General features: G+C 48.9%; 25 protein-coding genes. 1 reads left to right on the forward strand and 24 read right to left on the reverse strand.

Annotated features, from left to right (window positions below; translation table 11 throughout):
• Positions 1–60 precede the first annotated feature (60 nt).
• Positions 61–402, reverse strand: a complete 342-nt coding sequence (locus tag EZV72_RS18245) for an MGMT family protein (RefSeq protein WP_137168577.1) — start codon at positions 400–402, stop codon at positions 61–63.
• Between the two features lie 34 nt (positions 403–436).
• On the opposite strand from EZV72_RS18245, the gene EZV72_RS18250 reads away from it, so the two are divergent.
• Positions 437–1,003 carry a tRNA-uridine aminocarboxypropyltransferase gene (locus EZV72_RS18250; RefSeq protein ID WP_137168578.1) on the forward strand — a complete coding sequence of 189 codons (567 nt, stop codon included), beginning with the start codon at positions 437–439 and terminating at the stop codon, positions 1,001–1,003.
• Here EZV72_RS18250 and EZV72_RS18255 read toward each other — a convergent pair.
• The 23 genes from EZV72_RS18255 to rpmH form a co-directional block, all read right to left on the reverse strand.
• Entirely contained in the window at positions 1,000–1,941 is a 942-nt protein-coding gene (locus EZV72_RS18255) for a hypothetical protein (protein WP_137168579.1), read from the reverse strand. The genes EZV72_RS18250 and EZV72_RS18255 overlap by 4 nt on opposite strands.
• 240 nt (positions 1,942–2,181) lie before the next feature.
• Positions 2,182–2,598 (reverse strand): F0F1 ATP synthase subunit epsilon, encoded by a 417-nt coding sequence (locus EZV72_RS18260; RefSeq protein ID WP_137168580.1) that lies wholly within the window; start codon positions 2,596–2,598, stop codon positions 2,182–2,184.
• A gap of 65 nt (positions 2,599–2,663) precedes the next feature.
• Positions 2,664–4,049: a F0F1 ATP synthase subunit beta gene (gene atpD / locus EZV72_RS18265; RefSeq protein WP_137168581.1), complete on the reverse strand. Its 1,386-nt coding sequence runs from the start codon at positions 4,047–4,049 to the stop codon at positions 2,664–2,666.
• 33 nt (positions 4,050–4,082) lie between these two features.
• Positions 4,083–4,943, reverse strand: a complete 861-nt coding sequence (gene atpG, locus EZV72_RS18270) for a F0F1 ATP synthase subunit gamma (RefSeq protein ID WP_137168582.1) — start codon at positions 4,941–4,943, stop codon at positions 4,083–4,085.
• A gap of 56 nt (positions 4,944–4,999) precedes the next feature.
• Complete coding sequence (gene atpA, locus EZV72_RS18275; protein ID WP_137168583.1) at positions 5,000–6,541, reverse strand: F0F1 ATP synthase subunit alpha; 1,542 nt, start codon at positions 6,539–6,541, stop codon at positions 5,000–5,002.
• Between the two features lie 13 nt (positions 6,542–6,554).
• A complete protein-coding gene (gene atpH, locus EZV72_RS18280) occupies positions 6,555–7,088 on the reverse strand; it encodes a F0F1 ATP synthase subunit delta (RefSeq protein ID WP_137168584.1) in 534 nt (177 codons plus the stop codon).
• Positions 7,089–7,102: 14 nt separating this feature from the next.
• Positions 7,103–7,573: a F0F1 ATP synthase subunit B gene (atpF, locus tag EZV72_RS18285; protein WP_137168585.1), complete on the reverse strand. Its 471-nt coding sequence runs from the start codon at positions 7,571–7,573 to the stop codon at positions 7,103–7,105.
• Positions 7,574–7,611: 38 nt separating this feature from the next.
• Entirely contained in the window at positions 7,612–7,860 is a 249-nt protein-coding gene (gene atpE, locus EZV72_RS18290; RefSeq protein ID WP_006994918.1) for a F0F1 ATP synthase subunit C, read from the reverse strand.
• Between the two features lie 51 nt (positions 7,861–7,911).
• A complete protein-coding gene (gene atpB / locus EZV72_RS18295; RefSeq protein WP_137168586.1) occupies positions 7,912–8,712 on the reverse strand; it encodes a F0F1 ATP synthase subunit A in 801 nt (266 codons plus the stop codon).
• Positions 8,713–8,797: 85 nt separating this feature from the next.
• Positions 8,798–9,196 (reverse strand): ATP synthase subunit I, encoded by a 399-nt coding sequence (locus EZV72_RS18300; protein WP_137168587.1) that lies wholly within the window; start codon positions 9,194–9,196, stop codon positions 8,798–8,800.
• Between the two features lie 188 nt (positions 9,197–9,384).
• A complete protein-coding gene (locus EZV72_RS18305; RefSeq protein ID WP_137168588.1) occupies positions 9,385–10,269 on the reverse strand; it encodes a ParB/RepB/Spo0J family partition protein in 885 nt (294 codons plus the stop codon).
• A gap of 56 nt (positions 10,270–10,325) precedes the next feature.
• Positions 10,326–11,135 carry a ParA family protein gene (locus EZV72_RS18310; protein ID WP_137168589.1) on the reverse strand — a complete coding sequence of 270 codons (810 nt, stop codon included), beginning with the start codon at positions 11,133–11,135 and terminating at the stop codon, positions 10,326–10,328.
• 11 nt (positions 11,136–11,146) lie between these two features.
• Positions 11,147–11,731 (reverse strand): 16S rRNA (guanine(527)-N(7))-methyltransferase RsmG, encoded by a 585-nt coding sequence (gene rsmG, locus EZV72_RS18315; RefSeq protein WP_217495198.1) that lies wholly within the window; start codon positions 11,729–11,731, stop codon positions 11,147–11,149.
• Between the two features lie 56 nt (positions 11,732–11,787).
• Positions 11,788–13,689: a tRNA uridine-5-carboxymethylaminomethyl(34) synthesis enzyme MnmG gene (gene mnmG, locus EZV72_RS18320; RefSeq protein ID WP_137168591.1), complete on the reverse strand. Its 1,902-nt coding sequence runs from the start codon at positions 13,687–13,689 to the stop codon at positions 11,788–11,790.
• 690 nt (positions 13,690–14,379) lie between these two features.
• Complete coding sequence (locus EZV72_RS18325) at positions 14,380–15,204, reverse strand: ATP-binding protein (protein ID WP_137168592.1); 825 nt, start codon at positions 15,202–15,204, stop codon at positions 14,380–14,382.
• A gap of 2 nt (positions 15,205–15,206) precedes the next feature.
• Positions 15,207–15,875 carry a DnaT-like ssDNA-binding domain-containing protein gene (locus EZV72_RS18330; RefSeq protein WP_232364465.1) on the reverse strand — a complete coding sequence of 223 codons (669 nt, stop codon included), beginning with the start codon at positions 15,873–15,875 and terminating at the stop codon, positions 15,207–15,209.
• Positions 15,875–16,309 carry a flavodoxin domain-containing protein gene (locus EZV72_RS18335; protein ID WP_137168594.1) on the reverse strand — a complete coding sequence of 145 codons (435 nt, stop codon included), beginning with the start codon at positions 16,307–16,309 and terminating at the stop codon, positions 15,875–15,877. The genes EZV72_RS18330 and EZV72_RS18335 overlap by 1 nt, the downstream gene beginning before the upstream one ends.
• Positions 16,310–16,468: 159 nt before the next feature.
• Entirely contained in the window at positions 16,469–17,857 is a 1,389-nt protein-coding gene (mnmE, locus tag EZV72_RS18340; protein WP_137168595.1) for a tRNA uridine-5-carboxymethylaminomethyl(34) synthesis GTPase MnmE, read from the reverse strand.
• A gap of 4 nt (positions 17,858–17,861) precedes the next feature.
• The gene (locus tag EZV72_RS18345; protein ID WP_137168596.1) at positions 17,862–18,344 is read right to left on the reverse strand and encodes a YajQ family cyclic di-GMP-binding protein; all 483 of its coding nucleotides are present in this window, start codon (positions 18,342–18,344) and stop codon (positions 17,862–17,864) included.
• 52 nt (positions 18,345–18,396) lie between these two features.
• Complete coding sequence (gene yidC / locus EZV72_RS18350; protein WP_137168597.1) at positions 18,397–20,061, reverse strand: membrane protein insertase YidC; 1,665 nt, start codon at positions 20,059–20,061, stop codon at positions 18,397–18,399.
• Positions 20,062–20,071: 10 nt separating this feature from the next.
• Positions 20,072–20,341, reverse strand: coding sequence for a membrane protein insertion efficiency factor YidD (gene yidD / locus EZV72_RS18355; RefSeq protein WP_137168598.1), 270 nt, complete (start codon positions 20,339–20,341; stop codon positions 20,072–20,074).
• On the reverse strand, positions 20,308–20,664 hold the full coding sequence (rnpA, locus tag EZV72_RS18360; protein ID WP_137168599.1) for a ribonuclease P protein component: 357 nt from the start codon (positions 20,662–20,664) through the stop codon (positions 20,308–20,310). The genes yidD and rnpA overlap by 34 nt, the downstream gene beginning before the upstream one ends.
• A 25-nt stretch (positions 20,665–20,689) precedes the next feature.
• Complete coding sequence (gene rpmH, locus EZV72_RS18365) at positions 20,690–20,824, reverse strand: 50S ribosomal protein L34 (protein ID WP_014290886.1); 135 nt, start codon at positions 20,822–20,824, stop codon at positions 20,690–20,692.
• Between the last annotated feature and the right edge of the window lie 613 nt (positions 20,825–21,437).

The following is a 21,437-nucleotide window of genomic DNA, read 5'->3' on the forward strand; positions in this document are numbered from 1 at the left end:
ATTATTCGCTAGAATAAGGGGCCTGTTAAGGCCTGTTTTTTATTATTACTGCAAGCAGAATCAACTGCTTATTTTATGCAGCATAGTATACAGATCAGGTTGCCAGCCATAGCGTTTTATATCTGCCCGCATGTTATTAACTGTCACACCTTCTGACAGCAGCTTTTCGCGTTGTTCACGGGCTTTTTCACTACCGGCAGGAAAGGCCAGTGTGCCATCTGCACGTACTACCCGATGCCAGGGCAGGTCGTGCCCTGTACTGTCTTTTAATGCTTTGCCGGCCAGCCGGGCGCGCCCCGGAAGCCCGGCCAGATCAGCAATCTGGCCGTAGGATGCCACCTGACCGGTCGGGATCAGGGTCACCACGGCATAAATTTGCGTATAACGGTTTGAGTTAGGCATACTTTGATACTTTTAAGTGTAGCAGCGAATTTTTATGCGTGCCTATTGTGACCAGTGCCAGTATCCGGTTTCAACCTGTCTGTGCGATTTTGTCAGCCCTGAACCGGCACCGGCCGATATTATTATCGTGCAGCATAGCAAAGAGGCCGGCCATGCCAAAAATACAGCCCGGCTGGTGGCATTGGGTCTGACCAACTGCGCCATTATCACAGAACAGCAGTTACACGAGCAGGTCATTGATAGCCTGGCATCCCGGCACTGCGCTGTGTTGTATCCTGATGAACATAGCCAGCCCATTGAGTCGGCCGCATTTAAGACATCGTTGCCTGAAGTGGTGATTGTGATAGACGGTTCGTGGAAACAGGCGTATGGAATGATGCAGCGCTCTGTCTGGCTGCAAAGTCTGCCGCGCTGGCACTTTACTCTTGCACCTGACTCAGATTATGCCATCAGGCACACCAGACTGACGCATAGTTTGTCGACCCTGGAGGCTGTAGCGTATTGTCTTGATGCAGGGTATCAGTTTAACAGCAGCCCGCTGTATGCACTTCAGCAGGCTATGCAGTCTTACTGGCAGGGACCACCAGAGCACCGCCGCTAAACAGCGGTCACACGCCACACAGCCAGCAGCAAAAAGCAGCAGGCCACCAGCAAGGCTACCAGTCGGGCAGATAAGAGGGACACGGGTAATTGCCGCAGCTGCTGCTTTTGTACTTCCAGCTTTTTATACGCATGGCGCAGCGCATCTTCGCGATGTTTGGATTTACGCTTCAGATAATACTGCTTTTTCTCAATACGATTGATAGCCTGCTGCACAAAATGAGCGCCGTTGTGTCCAGCCCGCACCATCACAGCCAGGGTGTGTAATACTACAGCGCTGAACACCAGCGTCGTCAACAGACAGGGCAGGGCAAGGTACTGTCCTAACAGCATAAACACCGGCAATGCCAAAATGGCCGCCACATTCATTATCAGTACATTGCGTAACACGCTGGTCAGCTGCTTTTGCTGACTGATAGCCACCACAGAGTCAGGTACATGGCGTAGGAAGTATTTGTAGATAAACTGCGGCAATGACCAGCACTGCAGGATAAACAGAGTCATGGAGAACCAGAACAGCAGGCTGGCAAACTGCTCAAATGCACGACTTAAAGAGCCAGGCAACAGTCCCTGAAACTGAAATAACCACACCGCACCGGCTGGCACAACAGCGAACAAAGCCTGATTTCTGAGCCGCGTGATGGCCCGTTTACGAAAAAAGCTCATCCGGCCCAGATGATTGGTGTCCAGCAAATATCCCAATACCGCAGAATTGAGCTGGCGGTAAATCAATCGCAGTGCTACCCAGAAAGCCGCCGTAAACCATGCCATCAAACTGGTCAGGTCAAACAAAAAGCTTACCTGCCAGTCATTGTACGAAGCAGAATGATAGACAGCAAAAAACGCATACTGCAGCGCCATCGCGGCAATAACGTAAAACACTGGTAGTCGCCAAACCGACTGACCAATAGGGGCTGGAGGTTGTACACTGAGTTTCATAAGGCCTTATCCGTATTCGTCAAAGTCCTCAACATTGTTGTTTGTCTTGATACAGGCTGTGAATGCCTGATTATTATTATTTTTATTATGGTTATTTGCTGAGCAAAAAACGCGCGCTAGTTTACTTTGACAAACCGCTGCTGCCAATTGTCAGTCATCGCATTTTTTTACTTTTTTGCGTTATGTAATAAAAAACCCGGCCAGAGGCCGGGTTTTATACAAAGCATATATTGCTTACGTTTATTTACGCAGTTTGCGGATCAAGTCCAGCTGAGCAATAGCTTCAGCCAGCTGCTGGGCAGCTTCTGCATAATTAAAGTCAGCGCCTGGATTGGCGATGTGCTCTTCTGCACGACGTTTTGCATCTGTCGCGGCCTGTTCGTCCAGATCTTCTGCACGAACTGCCGTGTCAGCCAACACGGTAACATTGCCAGGCTGTACTTCAAGTACACCACCGGCTACGTAGATGACTTCCTCATCACCGTGCTGTTTAACCAAACGCACCATACCAGGTTTAATTGCAGTGATTAGTGGCGCGTGGCCCGGGTGAATACCCAGCTCACCTTCGCTACCTGTCACCTGCAGGGTTTCAACGCGACCAGAGAAGATTTGCTCTTCCGCGCTTACCACATCCAGATGAACTGTCATTGCTGCCATGTAAACCTCCTAAAGTAGGTAGTCAGCGTGCTAGAGAAGGGTGGAACTATGCCCACCCGCTAGCCTTACGCTTTCTTGGCTTTTTCTACTGCTTCTTCGATTGAGCCAACCATGTAGAAGGCCTGTTCCGGAAGCTCGTCGTACTCGCCATCTAGAATCGCTTTAAAGCCACTGATAGTGTCTTTCAGCGATACATATTTACCTGGCGCGCCGGTGAATACTTCTGCTACGAAGAACGGCTGAGACAGGAAGCGCTGAATCTTACGAGAACGGGTTACTACCAGCTTGTCTTCTTCAGACAGCTCGTCCATACCCAGAATCGCAATGATGTCTTTCAGTTCTTTATAACGCTGCAGTACAGTTTGCACACGACGGGCAATGTCATAGTGCTCCTGACCGATAACCAGAGGGTCCAGCTGACGTGATGTAGAGTCCAGAGGATCTACCGCAGGGTAAATACCTAAAGACGCGATATCACGAGACAGTACTACCGTTGCATCCAAGTGAGCAAAGGTGGTGGCTGGTGACGGGTCAGTCAAGTCATCGGCTGGTACGTATACCGCCTGAATAGACGTGATTGAACCAGTCTTGGTTGACGTAATACGCTCCTGCAGAACACCCATTTCTTCAGCCAGAGTAGGCTGATAACCTACTGCTGATGGCATACGACCTAACAGTGCTGATACCTCAGTACCTGCCAGAGTATAACGGTAGATGTTATCTACGAAGAACAGTACATCACGGCCTTCGTCACGGAATTTCTCTGCCATTGTCAAACCAGTCAGAGCAACACGCAAACGGTTACCCGGTGGCTCGTTCATCTGACCGTATACCAGAGATACTTTATCCAGTACGTTAGAGTCGTTCATTTCGTGATAGAAATCGTTACCTTCACGAGTACGCTCACCAACACCAGCGAATACAGAGAAACCACTGTGCTCGATAGCGATGTTACGGATAAGTTCCATCATGTTTACAGTTTTACCAACACCGGCACCACCGAACAGACCAACTTTACCACCCTTAGCGAATGGGCAAACCAGGTCGATTACCTTGATACCTGTTTCCAGGATTTCCAGGCTGTTTGACTGTTCTTCGTAGCTAGGTGCTGCACGGTGAATAGACATACGGTCTTCTTCACCGATGGGGCCCGCTTCATCAATCGGGTTACCCAGTACATCCATAATACGGCCCAGCGTTTTAGTACCTACTGGTACCATAATTGGCTCGCCAGTGTTTTTCACTGCCAGGCCACGCTTAAGACCATCAGTAGTACCCAGTGCGATTGTCCGCACTACGCCACCACCTAATTGTTGTTGCACTTCCAGGGTTAAGCCTGACAGGTCTCCGTCAATGACCTGAAGTGCGTCGTATACACCAGGAACCGCATCTTGTGGAAACTCAATGTCCACAACGGCGCCGATGATTTGGACGACCTTACCTTGACTCATAATTTGTCCTCGTTATCTCTTTTAAACCTTTGCCTACACCGCTGCCGCACCGCTGACGATTTCGCTGATTTCTTGCGTAATCGCAGCCTGACGCGCTTTGTTGTATACCAGTTGCAGATCATCAATCAGATTGCCTGCGTTATCGGTAGCTGCTTTCATCGCCACCATTCGAGCAGCCTGCTCAGATGCGATGTTTTCGACTACTCCCTGATACACTTGAGACTCAATGTAACGAACCATTAAGGATTCCAGAATTTCTTTTGGATCCGGCTCGTAAATGTAGTCCCAGCGATGCTGATACTCTTTGTCTTCTGACTTTGGCAAAGGCAGTAATTGGTTGCTCACCGGCTTTTGCGTCATTGTATTAACGAAGTCATTAAACACCAGGTATACCCGGTCCAGTTTGCCTTCGTCGTAGGCTTTCAGCATTACGCGTACTACGCCAACAATATCGCTCACCTTAGGCTTATCACCCAAGCCCGATTCAGCGGCCAATAAGTTGCCACCAAAACGTTTAAAGAAGCTACATGCTTTTGCACCTAATGCTGCAAAATCTACTTCCACATCCTTTTCACGCCATTGTTTAACGTGTTGGGTAACCAGTTTGAACTCGTTGGCGTTCAAGCCGCCACACAGTCCACGGTCGGTGGAGATCACGATGTAGCCAACCCGTTTCACGTCACGCTCTTCAAGGTAAGGGTGACGGTACTCAAGGTTACCGTTAGCGATGTGACCAATCACTTTAAGCATGTTTTGTGCATAGGGTCGGCCAAGGGCCATACGTTCCTGCGCCTTTTTCATTTTGGACGCAGCAACCATTTCCATTGCACTGGTAATCTTCTGAGTATTCTTGATACTCCCAATCTTACCTTTTATCTCTTTACCGCTCGCCATGACTATCTCCCGTTAACTTACACGTTGTGCTGACCGGTCAGGGTCAGCACCGGCTATTACCACGTTTGTGTTTCTTTGAATTTCTTCAAAGCATCACTTAGCTTCGCAGCAATATCGTCGTTGTAGTTACCAGATTCATTAATGGTCTTCATCAGCTCAGCCTGTTCGCTATTCATGTAAGAATGCAGGGCTGCTTCGAAGTCCAGAATCTTGTCCAGGGCGATGTCTTTCAGGAAGCCTTTTTCTACCGCGAACAGAGACACACCCATATCAGCGATAGACAGAGGCGCATACTGTTTCTGCTTCATCAGCTCAGTTACACGCTCACCGTGCTCCAGCTGTTCACGCGTTGCTTCGTCAAGGTCAGAAGCAAACTGAGAGAACGCCGCAAGTTCACGATACTGAGCCAGCGCAAGACGGATACCGCCACCCAGCTTCTTGATGATCTTAGTCTGTGCAGAACCACCAACACGAGATACCGAGATACCAGCGTTAACCGCCGGACGGATACCTGAGTTGAACAGATCAGTTTCTAAGAAGATCTGACCGTCAGTAATCGAGATTACGTTGGTTGGTACGAACGCAGATACGTCACCGGCCTGAGTTTCGATGATAGGCAGAGCGGTCAGTGAACCGGTTTTGCCTTTTACTTCACCGTTAGTAACACGCTCAACATAGTGCTCGTTTACACGGGCAGCACGTTCTAGCAGACGCGAGTGAAGATAGAAAACGTCACCTGGGTAGGCTTCACGGCCCGGTGGACGCTTAAGCAGCAATGAAATCTGACGATAAGCAACAGCTTGCTTAGACAGATCATCATATACGATTAGCGCATCTTCACCGATATCACGGAAGAACTCACCCATAGTACAACCAGAATAAGGTGCCAGGTATTGCAGTGCAGCTGACTCAGAAGCCGATGCAGCAACCACAATCGTGTGGTCCATTGCGCCGTGCTCTTCCAGCTTGCGAACAACGTTAGCGATAGTCGATGCCTTCTGGCCAACCGCTACGTAAACACACTTAATACCTGTGCCTTTCTGATTGATGATGGCATCGATAGCCATCGCTGTTTTACCTGTCTGACGGTCACCGATGATAAGCTCACGCTGACCACGACCCACCGGAATCATAGAGTCAACAGACTTATAACCGGTTTGTACTGGCTGGTCGACTGATTGACGGTCGATTACACCAGGGGCGATTTTTTCAACAGGTTCGAAAGTATTGGTGTCGATAGACCCTTTACCATCGATAGGCTGACCCAGCGTGTTTACCACACGGCCCAGTAGTGCTTTACCTACTGGTACTTCCAGGATACGGCCTGTAGATTGTACTTTTGTGCCTTCTGTCAGATCCGCGTACGGACCCATTACAACCGCACCAACCGAGTCGCGCTCAAGGTTCAGTGCGATAGCGTAACGATTGCCAGGAAGCTCAATCATTTCACCTTGCATAACATCTGCAAGGCCATGGATACGGATAATACCGTCAGTAACAGCAACGATTGTACCTTCGTTGCGTGCTTCACTGGTTACATTGAACTGTTCAATTCTCTTTTTGATCAGTTCTGCAATTTCAGTGGAATTAAGTTGCATGCTCTTATCCCCGTTATGCTTTCAACGCGTCTGCCAGACGGTTCAGTTTAGATTGCACTGAACCATCGATGACTGTGTCGCCTGATTTGACGACAAAACCAGCCACCAGGGCAGAATCTACGCTGCAATTAAGCTTCACTTTACGTGCCAAACGCTGTTCTAACGCTGCCTGTAGCTTAGACTTCTGGTCTATGCTCATCTCAGTAGCTGAAACCAGATCGACTTCAACTTCTTTGTCATATTCTGCCTTCAGTGCATCAAACAATACGCTGATTTCGGGCAGGGCAACTAAGCGTTCATTTTCTGCCAGAACCTTTATAAAGTTCTGACCGTGTTCGTCGAGTTGTTCACCACAGATACTGATAAACAGGTCGGCCAGAGTATCTGCGGCCACGGCACCAGTTAACATCTGGTGCACGTCGTCGTTGTCAGCTACCTGTCCGGCAAAGTTCAACATATCCTGCCATTGGGCAATGGTGTTCTTCTCGACTGCAAAATCGAAAGCAGCTTTAGCATAGGGACGAGCAACTGTTGTCAATTCAGACATGGCTCATCTTCCTCTTAAAGCTCTGCGACAAGTTTTTCAACAATGTCGTTTTGTGCGTTAGCGTCGATTTCACGTTGAAGAATCTGTGCTGCACCAGCAACCGCCAGAGCGGCTACCTGCTTGCGCAGTTCTTCTTTGGCACGATTGCGTTCAGCTTCAATTTCGGCATAACCAGAAGCAATGATTTTCTCACGCTCTGCATGACCTTTCTGCGTTTCCTCATCAACAAGTTGATTAGCACGCTTCTTGGCCTGTTCGATAATTTCAGCTGCTTGCGCTTTCGCTTCTTTTAACTGCTCAGTCGCTTTCGCCTGAGCTAGCTCTAAATCTTTTTCGGCACGCTCAGAAGCTTCCAGCCCATCGGCTATTTTCTTCTGACGCTCCTCGATTGCTGCGATGATTGGTGGCCAGACTTTCGCCATACAAAACCAAACAAACACCACAAAGGCAATGAGTTCACCGATTAGAGTAAGGTTGATATTCACAACCGCTCCCCCTCTATTCGTTGATAATTAAATGGTGCTTAGACAGCAAACTTTGCGCTTTCAACGAACAACAGGAACAGAGCAATTGCAACACCAATCATCGCGATAGCATCGATAAGACCCGCTACGATGAACATCTTAACTTGCAGTTGAGGCGCCAGTTCTGGTTGACGAGCAGCAGACTCAAGGAATTTACCACCCAGCAGACCGAAGCCAATTGCAGGACCCAGAGCACAAAGACCGATCAGGATACCAACTGCAATGTACAGATTACCTAGAATTTCCATAGTTTTTTCACCTTAGTGTTGAAGTTAAAAATTAAAATTAAAGTTTAAAAATTAGTGTTCTTCGCTGGCCAGACTCAGGTACACGATGGTCAACATCATGAAAATGAAAGCCTGCAAAGGAATAACAAGTAAGTGGAACGCTGCCCATGCGAAGTGCAATGGTAGCTGCCACAGCCCCATCGTGCCCGCAATCAGAATGAAAATCAGTTCACCAGCGTACAGGTTACCGAACAGACGCAGTGACAGCGACAGCGGCTTGGCCAGTAATGACACCACTTCAAGAATGAAGTTAAACCAGTACAACCATGGTGTATTAAACGGATGTGCGTACAGTTCTTTTAAGAAACCGCCTACGCCTTTGATTTTAATGGAATAATAAATCATCAGCACAAACACGCCCAGCGACAGCGCAAAGGTCATGTTCACATCGGTAGTCGGTACTACTTTCATGTACACATGCTCTGGGTCATAGCCCATCGCACCACCAATTTGCTGTGCAATCCACGGCAGGAAGTCAACCGGAACCAGGTCCATCAGGTTCATCAGCAGAACCCAGACAAAAATGGTCAGCGCCAGTGGAGCAATCAGCGGGCTTTTACCGTGATAAGTGCTTTTCACCGTGTCATCAACAAACTCAACGATCATTTCAATCGCCGCCTGGAATTTTCCAGGTACGCCTGCTGTCATTGATTTTGCCGCTTTCCTAAACAGGTACAGAAAGAGGATACCTAAGCCCACAGACCAAGCCAGCGTGTCGACGTGAACAGCCATAAAGCCTTCACCGACAGTCGCATTGGTCAAGTGGTGCTGAATGTAACCGCTAACGGTTTGTTCTCCACCAGATGATGCCATTGTCATTCCCAAATTGATTAAAGTTAAAAAATTCTGTTACGCCTGAACTTTTTGTCCATCTGGGACATCAGGCAACTACCAGCACTTATTTTCTTGTTTTTGGTGTGCGGGTAAATATAAATAATGCAGGCCACTGGGCCACCAGCGCGGCTATATAGCCGATAAACAGGGGGAAAACATGCACTGTGGTTTGCCGGAAGGCCAATGCAAACAACACAATCGTGAGCATCAGCTTAATAGCGTTTCCTTTCCGGAAACTCCGAACAACCTCTTTGTTGCGTCGTGCCCCTGCATACCGGAAAGCAAACAGTGCAAAAACCGCACTGGGTATGACACAGATACCGGCGCCGGTTAAAGCATATAAACCACTTTTTGGCCCATCGAACAGGGCGAAAATGAGAGCGATAAATAAGCCGGTGCAGAGCTGGGTTATAATTGTTTTTGCTGCCAACCGTTGCCCGTCGCGGGCGATGCCATTTACCACGTTATCGCTATACTCTCGTCGCTAATTTAAAAGCGTCAGAAGTATACTGTTTTACCGATAATTTTCAACAGTACATCTCGTTTTGAAAGTGATTCTGAAAATTTTCTGTGGTGATAACGTTACAATCGCCATACTTATCAAAAAACTGCCCAAATATCGAACAATTTTTTAACATTTCGCGCAATTTGCTAATGTATTTTAGACAAAATACCGTCAAGCTGGTCTAAATCACTAAAGTTGATGGTGATCTTACCTTTGCCCCTGGCATTGTGATCAATGCTAACCTGGGTACCCAGATTATCAGATAACCGGGTCATCAGACTTTGCACATCCGGGTCCACGGTTTTGGGTGATTTTGGCGCAGCAGGCTCCAGATACTTTCGCACCAGTTTTTCGGTATCTCTGACGGTCAGTCCTTTACCAGACACAACTTGCGCCGCTTCGGTCTGAGCTTCACCGTCAAGCGCCAGCAATGCCCGGGCATGACCCATCTCAATATCGCCATGCTCCAGTAACAGTTTGACGTCGTCATTAAGATTATTCAGCCGCAGCAGATTAGTTACCGATGTCCGGGATTTACCTACCGCTTCAGCAACCTCAGCATGAGTCAGTTCAAATTCTTTCATCAGGCGGTCAAGTGCCTGGGCTTCTTCCATGGCGTTGAGATCTTCGCGCTGAATATTTTCAATCAGGGCGATGGCCACCGCAGCTTCGTCAGGCACATCTTTGATAAGACAGGGTACTTCGTCCAGCTGAGCCATTTGAGACGCTCGCCAGCGACGTTCACCGGCCACAATTTCATAACTATTTTGACCAACCGGGCGAACCACAATGGGCTGAATGATACCTTGGGAGCGAATTGAGGACGCCAGTTCCTCCAGCGCATCGGGCGACATATCTTTACGCGGCTGGTATTTTCCCGGACGCAAATATTCGATGGGCAACCGGGTCAGTTCAGACGGCACCGATGCCTGAGGAGGGGTGGCTTCTTCCTGATATTTTTGTGCTGAAGACTGGCTGGTTGCCAGCAGGGCATCCAAACCGCGCCCAAGTCCTCTTTTCTTCGCAGACATACTTTCCTCAATAACTCACTGAACACCGGCCTTTACCGGTACCAAAAACCTGATGATTAGCTGGCCGCCACGGCGCCCGGAACGGTAGGTGGTGCACCGGCTTTGTCCCGGCGGCGCAGAATCTCACCAGCCAGAGCCAGATACGCTTTAGCGCCGGTCGATGATTTATCATAGTACATCGCAGGCGCGCCAAAACTGGGCGCTTCGGCCAGACGAACATTACGTGGAATCACCGTGCGGTAAACCTGCTCGCCAAAATGCCGTTTCAGTTGCTCAGATACATCATTGGCCAGCCGGTTGCGTGGATCGTACATGGTCCGCAATACCCCTTCGATTTTAAGCTCAGGGTTAACCACCGACGCCAGCTTTTGAATGGTATCCATTAACGCTGTTAACCCTTCCAGGGCGTAGTATTCACACTGCATTGGCACCAGCACAGAATCGGCAGCAGCCAATGCATTGACGGTCAGCTGATTCAGTGACGGCGGACAATCAATAAAAATATAATCATAGTAGTCCATGACCGGCTTAAGTGAGTTACGTAAGCGAACCTCCCGGGCAAACATTTCCATCAGCTTGATTTCCGCTGCGGTCACATCACCGTTGGCCGGAATCATGTCATATTTGCCGTTGGTGTCTTTGACTACCACTTCTTCAATCGGCTTTTCTTCTATCAGCAGCTCATAACAGGTAGCCGGAACATCATATTTGTCCAGTCCGCTTCCCATGGTTGCATTGCCCTGGGGATCCAGGTCGATAAGCAATACTTTACGTTTGGTTGCCGCCATAGACGCTGCTACGTTAACAGCCGTGGTGGTTTTTCCAACCCCACCTTTTTGATTCGCGATTGCGATTACCTTTGCCACAACTTGTCCTGTTACGCTTTTCGAATTGTCACCAAATGACGCTCGCCCTCTAAATCAGGTACTTTCAAAGCATTCACCGACTCGATATGAAAGTGATCACTTACTTCATCAATTTCACTTTGCTGGGCCTGACCTTTCAGGGCCAGAAACTTTCCTTCTGAATCTACCAGATGCGCACACCAGTGCAACATATCTTTTAGCGAAGCAAAAGCCCGGCTAAGTACAATATCATACGCGGTTTCCGGCTGATGTTCCTCAACCCGACTGTGCAGGCAGGTGACATTATCCAGTTTAAGCTCATGAGTGCACTGCTTCATAAACCGGACCCGCTTGCCCAGGCTGTCCAGCAGCGTGAACTGACAATGAGGTAGCACTATAGCCAGTGGCATACCCGGTAAACCCGGGCCGGTACCCACATCGATAATGTGCTGCCCGTCTACAAAGGGGGCTACACTGAGCGAGTCCAGCAAGTGCTTTACCACCATCTGCTCAGGCTCACGCACTGAAGTCAGGTTATAAGCTTTGTTCCATTTATGCATTAATTCAACATAGCCAATAAGCTGCTGTTGCTGCTGCGGGCTCACTGTCATGCCCATTTTATCGATGCCGCTGGCCAGAAGACTGGCCAGGTGTTGCGTATTTACCGAATTACTCACGCGCTAATTTGCTCCTGCTTTCTTAGCAGGCCATGTTTTTTCAGGTATACCAGCAGCAGGCTGATCGCCGCAGGCGTGATGCCTGAAATACGGGATGCCTTGCCAATGGTTTCTGGTCTGGCTTCACTAAGTTTTGCAATAACTTCATTGGATAGACCTGAAATTTTGCTGTAATCGAAGTCTGCTGGCAATAACGTATTTTCATGACGCTGTGCTTTGGCAATCTCATCCATCTGGCGGGCAATATAGCCGGCATACTTGATTTGGATCTCCACCTGCTCAGCGGCAATCGGATCAGACAGACCCGGACCAAAGCTTTCAATCTTCATCAGTTTTTTGTAAGTCATCTCAGGACGACGAATCAGCTCTTCCAGAGAATGCTCCCGGCTGATGGTATTTTTTAGCATCGGGTTTAACTGTTCAGTGGCATTGTGCTCAGGGTGAACATACTGACCCCGCAAGCGCTGTTGCTCCTGTTCCACCGCTTCCATTTTAGTGTTAAAAGCCGCCCAGCGCTCGTCATCCACCAGACCCACTTCACGGCCTACCGGCGTCAGACGCATATCGGCGTTGTCTTCACGCAGCAGCAAACGGTATTCCGCCCGGCTGGTAAACATGCGATACGGTTCTTTGGTGCCCATAGTGGCAAGATCATCAATCAGCACTCCCATGTAAGCCTGATCACGGCGCAGGATCATCGGATCTTTTTCCTGAACCTGCAAGGCCGCATTAGCACCTGCTACAAGCCCCTGGGCGCCGGCTTCTTCGTAACCGGTGGTGCCGTTAATCTGACCGGCAAAGAACAAGCCTTTAATATATTTTGTTTCCAGCGTTTGCTTCAAATCGCGGGGATCAAAGAAGTCATATTCAATAGCATAGCCCGGACGCACAATATGGGCATTTTCAAAGCCGTTAATCGAGCGGACCATGGCCATCTGGACGTCAAACGGCAGACTGGTGGAAATGCCGTTCGGATAGACTTCCATGCTGTTAAGGCCTTCCGGCTCAACAAAAATCTGATGCGATGACTTATCGGCAAACCGGGTAATCTTGTCTTCAATGCTTGGGCAGTAACGCGGACCCACACCTTCAATAATACCGGTATACATGGGCGAGCGGTCCATACCGCCACGGATAATCTCGTGAGTGCGCTCATTGGTGTGCGTGATATAACAGGAAATCTGTTTAGGATGCATCTCACGGTTACCCATGAACGAAACAACCGGTACTGGCGTGTCGCCAGGTTGCTCCTGCATTTTACTGAAATCCAGACTACGGGCATCCAGCCGGGCAGGCGTACCGGTTTTTAACCGGTCGACCCGAAAAGGTAATGCACGTAAACGATCTGCCAGCGCAATGGAGGGCGGATCACCGGCACGACCACCGCGATAGTTTTCCAGACCAATGTGAATCGTGCCGCCTAAAAAAGTCCCTACTGTCAGTACAACGCTTTTAGCACGAAACTTCAGGCCCATCTGAGTCACCACACCACAGACCTGATCATATTCCACGATCAGATCATCGCAGCTTTGCTGGAACAAGGTCAGATTTGACTGGCTTTCCACAATATTGCGGATCGCATGGCGATACAGCGTGCGATCGGCCTGTGCGCGGGTTGCCCGTACTGCAGGGCCTTTACTGGAGTTCAGGGTTCTGAACTGGATTCCGCCGCGATCAGTTGCCAGGCCCATTGCACCACCCAGAGCATCGATCTCTTTTACCAGATGACCTTTACCGATCCCACCAATTGCCGGATTACAGGACATCTGTCCGATCGTTTCGATATTATGGGTTAACAGCAGTGTACTGGCTCCCATACGGGCAGAGGCCAGCGCCGCTTCCGTACCGGCATGACCACCACCAACAACAATGACGTCAAATTCTTGTTGATAAAACATGTTAAACCTCACAAAACGCTTACAGGCCAACGTGCAGATAACGATCGGAGCCTGGAGAAAAGGGCGCGTATTTTAGCTGAACTGAGCGCTGATTAAAATGGTTAAATAATCTTCAAAGGACTTTTAATGTTGGCAGGGGCAGTGCGTAATATATATATGATCTTTTAAAGATCTTTTTTATTTTTATTATTATTAGGATCGGCCTGATCTGTTGATAAGCGATCATTTTCTTTAGATCACAGGATCTTATGGAAAGAACAACTTCTGTACTAGGGGGATCATAAGTCCCCTCCGATCCTGTGTATAACCACCCTGTTTATCCACATATCAATTTTCGGGGTATTTTATGCCATGGCTGATCAGAGCTTATGCACAGTGGCCTGGGGGATCATATCCACAAGGCTGATCAAGATGTGATCGACATGGGGATAAGTTGTCGAAGAGATCGCCGTTTGGATCAAAGGATCGAGGTAGAATGTACCCTACAGCCCGATCATTTTGCACAGGGGATCTTATTCACATTGATCGGAAAAGTCGATGCACAAGTGATTATTCACCACTTCGCGATCCTTATGTTGAGGCGATCTTTTTTATCTTTTTTGATGTTGTGATCATGTTAGCGGAGCAGATTTTACACTTTGCGACTCATTCACAGACACAAAAAAAGCGCCATGGTATGGCGCTTTTTCTCTATCTGACCTGATTTGGCTGATAGCGTGGGCTGGCACTGCTGGGCTCTGCCTCCGGCGAGGTTAATCCATCCCGACGGCTGGGTCCGGAAAAGCGGACTTTATAAGTGTCATACTCCCGAATGCTTTCAAAGCAGTAGCGGCCTACTGCATGTTCCAGTTCAGCCAGGTTATGGTTGGTAATCAAAATGCAGTTTTTCTTGTTCACCAGCCGCTGACGCAGCAGGTTCCCCAGCCAGCTCTGAGTGTTTTTCTTCAATACGGTTTCGTTCACACAGACCTCATCAAGAATCAGCAAATCCACATCCAGCAGTTCCCGATTGGCTTCACGAAACTTCTGACCGATGTTGTCCTGTGCACTGAAATCATAGGAAAAATAGCGCATTTCCAGCAGGGTGGAGAGCTGCCGGTACAGTACACTGATTTCATACTGCTCAATCAGCTGATGGGCAATTGCCCCGGCAATGTGAGATTTTCCACGCCCGTAGTCACCGTAGAACAGCATCATGTGGGAGCCTGAATTACGCCACGCCGGGTCTTCATGCGCGGCAATGAATGACTGGGCAATACTGACCGCTTCAATCACATCATCGCTGTCTTCCATCAGGTTGGCAAAGGTCCATTTAGGATTCAGGTCTGAGCGTCCGTGAATGGCCGTCACCCGGTCTTTCTTGCTACGCTGCTGCAGTTGCTGAACTTCGGCATTGGCCTGCTGCTCATACTGCTTACGCATGGTGGTGTAATCAATATACTCTTCGCCATTTTTTGGCCGGGATTTACCCAGAGCCTGAGCCAGGCGATTAATGCGATCTTCTAATGAATCCATAGTCAGGGCTTCTTCTTAGCAGAATATTTTTCAACCAGTTTACGGGCATTATCGTCTGCCTGAATGCCGGGTGCAACTGGCACTTGTTGTCCGCCAACCGTATGCTTTACCACACCCGCGGAGGCCTGTCGCTTTTTACGCATCGAATAGGCAAATTTCTGAGTCCACTGAAAGTGACTGAATACAGCCGTGGGACGGCCCAGCCAGTACGCCACAAATTCTCCCACATCGGCTTCCTCAAATTGTTTGTCAATCAGCCCCAGCAGGGTGGCCATTTGTTCAAACAGCTTAGGATCCGGCTGCCAGTCTGTTTTCATCGGCTGATGCTGACGGTGTAAGTGAGCAAAGTCATCCTGCGCCTGACTGCATAGTGGCAGCAGAATACTTTTGCCATTCAGTGACTGTTCCAGGGACTGCTCTGCGGTCAGCGCCACCAGCCCGGCCTGCTCCAGATGTCGAAGCAGACTGTTGATCTGACGACCCCGGGCATACGGTTTATCCTGTTCATGTTCGCCATTGAGCAGCGCCAGCAAAAACTTGTAGTTCAGCGGTTCTGAGGCAGTGGTAGACAGATTTGTGGTTGGCCGAAGGCCCAGACAGTACAGCGACCTGGCATCATTGCTCAGAGCGCCGCACAGGGCGTGGTATTCAGCCTGAGTAAACATGTTCATCAGGCTGGCAACACACCTTCAAACCATTCTACAGCTTTATCTTCAGGAATCGGGTGGTTGAGCACATCAATATGCAACGGTGCGTGCAACAAGGTCGCGCCGCCTTCTTCAAGCAGCTTTTGCATGGTCATCGCACCAAAGCAATAGGTGTCATAGCTGCTGTCGCCCAGGCCCACCAGATAGGCATTTACCTGGCTTAAATCAGCGCCTTTCAGCTGACTGGCAAAAGGCGCAATATTGTCCGGCAGATCACCGGCACCATGGGTTGAGGTACAGATTACCCAGGTCGAGCCAGGTTCAATACTTTTCAAATCCGGCGTGAGCTTAATGTCTGTTTCATAACCGGCTTTTTGCGCCACTTCAGCCAGTGCATCGGCCACATACTCAGAGGCACCGAGCACCGAACCGACCAGAATTGTCAGATGTTTAGACATAACGTACTTCTTATTTACCCGAAGGAATTAAAACAAATCGTGCAGCAAGTATGGCATGAGAAGCCAGTGACTCACCAGCACAGAGTATGGGGATGACACTGCAAAATACAAAGCGTGCTCAGTCATGGCAAACCCGACTGGCAGGTTTGCCGGTCAGGACTATTTACCGATACAGAAAGAAGAGAAGATCTTACCCAGCAAATCATCAGAGGTGAACTCGCCGGTAATCTCGGTCAGAGCCTGATGGGCCAGACGCAGCTCTTCGGCCAGCAGTTCACCGGCCATGTTGTCATGGAGTTGCTGCTGGCCATTGTCCACATGTTCGGTGGCCTGTTGCAGCGCTTCTAAATGACGGCGGCGGGCAATAAACTGACCTTCTGTGGTGGTATCCAGCCCCATGGTAGAGGCCAGGTGTTCACGCAGCACATCTACTCCGTCACTAGTCTGGGCGGATAAACCAATCACCGTGACCTCACCATGGGCGGTGGACAGCTGCCGGGCGCCAATCGGTTCACCGGATAAATCGGCTTTGTTACGGATAACGGTGGTAGGAATACCGGAGGCCAGACGGGCCATAAACTCCGGCCAGATCTCGTAGGGGTCAATCACGCTGGTCTGGGTGCTGTCGACTACAAACAATACCCGGTCAGCCTCATCAATCGCTTGCCAGGCCCGCTCAATACCGATTTGTTCAACCTTATCAGGGCTTTCCCGTAAGCCGGCCGTATCAATAATATGCACTGGCATACCGTTAATATGAATATGCTCTTTTAAAACATCCCGGGTGGTGCCCGCGATGTCGGTCACAATGGCACTGTCACGGCCGGCCAGGGCGTTGAGCAAACTGGATTTACCGGCGTTAGGACGCCCGGCAATCACCACCTGCATCCCTTCACGCAGCAAGGTGCCCTGTTTGGCTTCAGCTTTAACACGGGCCAGACTCTCAACAATGCGTTGTAGGTCGCCGGCCACTTTACCGTCGGATAGAAAGTCGATTTCTTCATCCGGAAAATCAATGGCGGCTTCTACATACATGCGCAGGTGAACAATTTCATCAGACAAAGCACTAATGGCCTGGGAAAATTCACCTTGTAATGAGCGCAGGGCGCTGCGGGCTGCCTGCTGTGAACTGGCATCAATTAAATCGGCAATCGCCTCGGCCTGCGCCAGATCCAGCTTGTCATTCATAAACGCCTGTTCACTGAACTCACCGGGTCGGGCTAGACGGGTGCCGGGGGTTTTCAGAACCGCATCAATCAGCATGTCCATAACCACCTGACCGCCATGTCCCTGTAGTTCCAGTACATCTTCACCGGTAAAGGAATTCGGCCCTTTAAAAAACAAGGCAATCCCCTGATCGATGACGGTATCTGCGGCATCATAAAACGGGGTGTACATGGCCATACGAGGAGTCAGTGCGGTCTTTACCATAGCCTGGGCCACGGTCTGGGCGGCCGGACCGGATACCCGCACAATACCCACTCCGCCACGACCGGCTGCAGTCGCCTGGGCAACAATAGTTTCAGAGAACGAAGGCGCTTGTGTCATAACATTAATCGCGGAAGTTGTTGAACTGAAAAGGCTGACCAAAATCCTCTGACTTGATCAGAGCAATAGCCTGTTGCAAGTCATCACGCTTTTTACCGGTAATCCGAAGCTGGTCGCCCTGAATACTGGTTTGTACTTTAAGCTTGGCGTCTTTAATGAATTTTACCAGCTTCTTGGCCACCGCCTGTTCAATGCCTTGCTTAAAGGCAATGGTCTGGCGGCAGGTTTTGCCGTGCTGGTCCATGGATTTTACATCCATGGCTGATGTGTCGATATTACGTTTGGCACAGGCGCCGCGGAACATCGATTCCATTTGCTGCAACTGAAACTCGGCCTGTGCGGTCATCAAAACGGTCTGCTCTTTATATTCAAAGCTGGCTTCCACGCCACGAAAATCAAACCGGGTGGCAAGTTCGCGATTAGCATTGTCAGTCGCGTTACGCACTTCTTCCATGTTGATTTCTGAAACAATATCAAATGATGGCACTGTTGTGTCTCCTCATGACAAATCAGCCCGCAAAGGCGGGCTGAATGTTAACTTATTTGGTTTTTATGCCGCGTTTTTCCATCGACGCGTAAATCAGTTTTGCCTGCACCAGGGTGATAATGTTACTCACCAGCCAGTACAGTACCAGCCCAGCCGGGAACCACAAGAAGAAGACACTCATGGCCACTGGCATAAACTGCATGATTTTTTGTTGCATCGGATCAGTGACTGATGATGGCTGCAGCTTTTGCAGTAACCACATGCTGGCACCGGTCAATACAGGCAGTACAAAGAACGGATCTTTGACTGACAGGTCAGTGATCCACAGGGCAAAGTCAGCGTGTCGTAGTTCAACACTTTCCAGTAGCACCCAGTACAATGCCAGGAAGATAGGCATTTGCAGTAATAATGGCAGACAACCGCCCATAGGGTTTACTTTTTCTTTCTTGTACAGCTCCATCATCGCCTGAGACATTTTCTGACGGTCATCGCCAAAACGCTCTTTGAGTTGCTGCATCTTCGGCGCCAGATTACGCAGGCGTGCCATTGATTCGTACTGCTTTTTGGTCAGCGGATACATAATTCCTTTCACCACAACGGTGATAAGAATAATTGCCACACCCCAGTTACCCACCAGGCTATGCAGGAATTGCAGCAGGCTGAACAGAGTTTGTGAAATCCACCACAAGATACCGTAATCCACAGTCAGGTCCAGACCACGGGCCAGTTCTTTCAACGTATCCTGATCCTTTGGACCCATGTACAAATCAGAAGTCACTGTGGCAGCATCACCGGCACCAACACTGACAGGTTCGCCTTTAAAGCCAATAATGGCGTACTGGTTACCCGACATTTTAGAGTAAAGCTGATTCGTTTGGTCCTGTGGGGGCACCCAGGCTGAAACAAAGTAGTGTTCCAGCATACCCACCCAGCCTGCTGGCGTGGTTTTGTTCAGGTCTTTGTCCTGAATATCGTCAAACGGGTACTTTTCGTAACGGTCATCTTCGGTAGAGTAGGCGGCACCGCGGTAGGTCGGCATAAACATATTGCCGCCATCGGGAACTTCGGTTGTCTGTTTCAACTGACCAAACTGCTGAAAGCTGATGGTTTGGCTGGTCTGGTTATCTACATTATAAATAACTTTTACATCGTGAGAGCCTTTGGTGAATACAAAGGTTTTTACCACTTTAATGCCATCAGCACTCTGCCATACCAAAGGAACCTTCAGTTCATTGCCTTCCAGCGTGTACTCGGTTTGCTGCGCATTATAACGAGGACGACCCTTGCCATTGCTGTCTGGGCCGTTACGACCAATCAGACCGCTTTGTGCGATATACAGACCCTGTTCAGGACGTAGCAGACTGTAAGTTTCTTCTGAACCCTGAGTGACTGGAAAATCCTGCAGGTTGGCAGAGATAACATCACCACCCAGTAAATCGATTTTGACATTCAGTGCGTCGGTAACAACATGGATAACACGATCCTGGTTGTTATTTGTGCTGGCCTGAACACCAGGGATATCACCTTGGCCAGATGGCATATCACTGGTGGCGATGTCCGAATCTGCTGATGGCACACCATTGTTCTGGCTATTTGCAGATTGTTCAGATTGCACTGACTGGACTGGCTGAGGGCCATAATCTTCCTGCCACTGTTGCCACAGCAGGAAGCTGACAAGAGCCAGACCAATTAACAGAAAACTACGTTGCGATTCCATACAGGTCTCTTTATTTTGAGTGTTTAGGGTCTTGTTTCCCGGGTACCGGATCATTACCACCCGGATGCAAAGGGTGGCATTTTATAATGCGTTTAATCGATAACCAACCGCCAATTAGCAAACCGTGCGTTTTTAATGCTTCAATGGCATAAAATGAGCAAGTTGGGTGAAAGCGACATCGAGGCCCCAGCATTGGTGAAATACAATACTGGTAAAATTTGATAAGCAGTAAAGGAACAGCAATTGTTAGCGCGCGCAGCGCTTGGATAACTTTTTCCATTGTTTATCAAGTGTGGCAAACACTTCCTGGTTGGTCATTTTATCAGCACCAGACTTACCTACAACAATGATGTCCACCGCAGGCAAATTTCCTGAGCGATGACGAAAGCTTTCGCGAATCAGTCGTTTCAGACGATTTCGGTCATGGGCTTTACGCACCCGTTTTTTGGATATAGTAATACCGAGCCGGGGATGGCCATTCTGGTTGTGTCGTGCAAGAAGTGTAAAGGCAGGAGATACCGCTGGTATTGCGTCGTTAAACACATACGTAAAGTGGGTGGGAGTTAACAGACGTAACTCCCTGGAAAAATGATTTTCACCCACTTTAGAAAAGTACTTACTTTTAATATTAAGCAGAAAGGCGAGCGCGACCTTTTGCACGGCGAGCCGCTAGTACTTTACGACCATTTTTGGTCGCCATACGAGCACGGAAACCGTGTGAACGCTTGCGCTTTAAGTTGCTCGGTTGAAATGTTCTTTTCATGACCAAAGTCTCACTTATTTAGTTAAAACACAGGCGGTATTAAAACAACGTTTCAGGCAGATAATAATCTGCAAGCCGTTAGGTAACTAACACAGCCCTTCCAAAAGGATGCCGAATTCTAGAGATCTCGTGGCCTGATGTCAATGTGTTATAAAGGATAAAGCCGACTTTTTTGTATAAATTTTCGCTAGCCGACGATAAACGAGTGTACAAATCCGTGGATTATACCGGTATTGATGTGAATAAATGATTCGTTACCCTATAATTATCCACAGGTGAGGGCGTTGATCAAAGAAGATCACCCGATCAACCGGCCCTGATCATGGCTTTGGATCCAGCCTATAGTTCATGGTTATAATGATCCTGATCGCTATATAAATATTGAATGTACTAGTAAAAAAGCGGTGTCCAGAGGATAGATCCGAAAGATCGCCAAAGATCAATATTTACTTTCTGTTAGTAAAAGCAGATAATCCACAACGATAAGATCAAATAACAAATTCATAGCTGTCCACCCAATAATGCAAAGCCTTGCGCAACTGTATCCTGCAGGCTCATAAGTGACGTTTCCCTGCATTATTGGTTTCATTGCGTCTTTGGAGCCAAATTTTAC

It is taken from the genome of Salinimonas lutimaris (genome assembly GCF_005222225.1).
Lineage (GTDB): Bacteria > Pseudomonadota > Gammaproteobacteria > Enterobacterales > Alteromonadaceae > Alteromonas > Alteromonas lutimaris.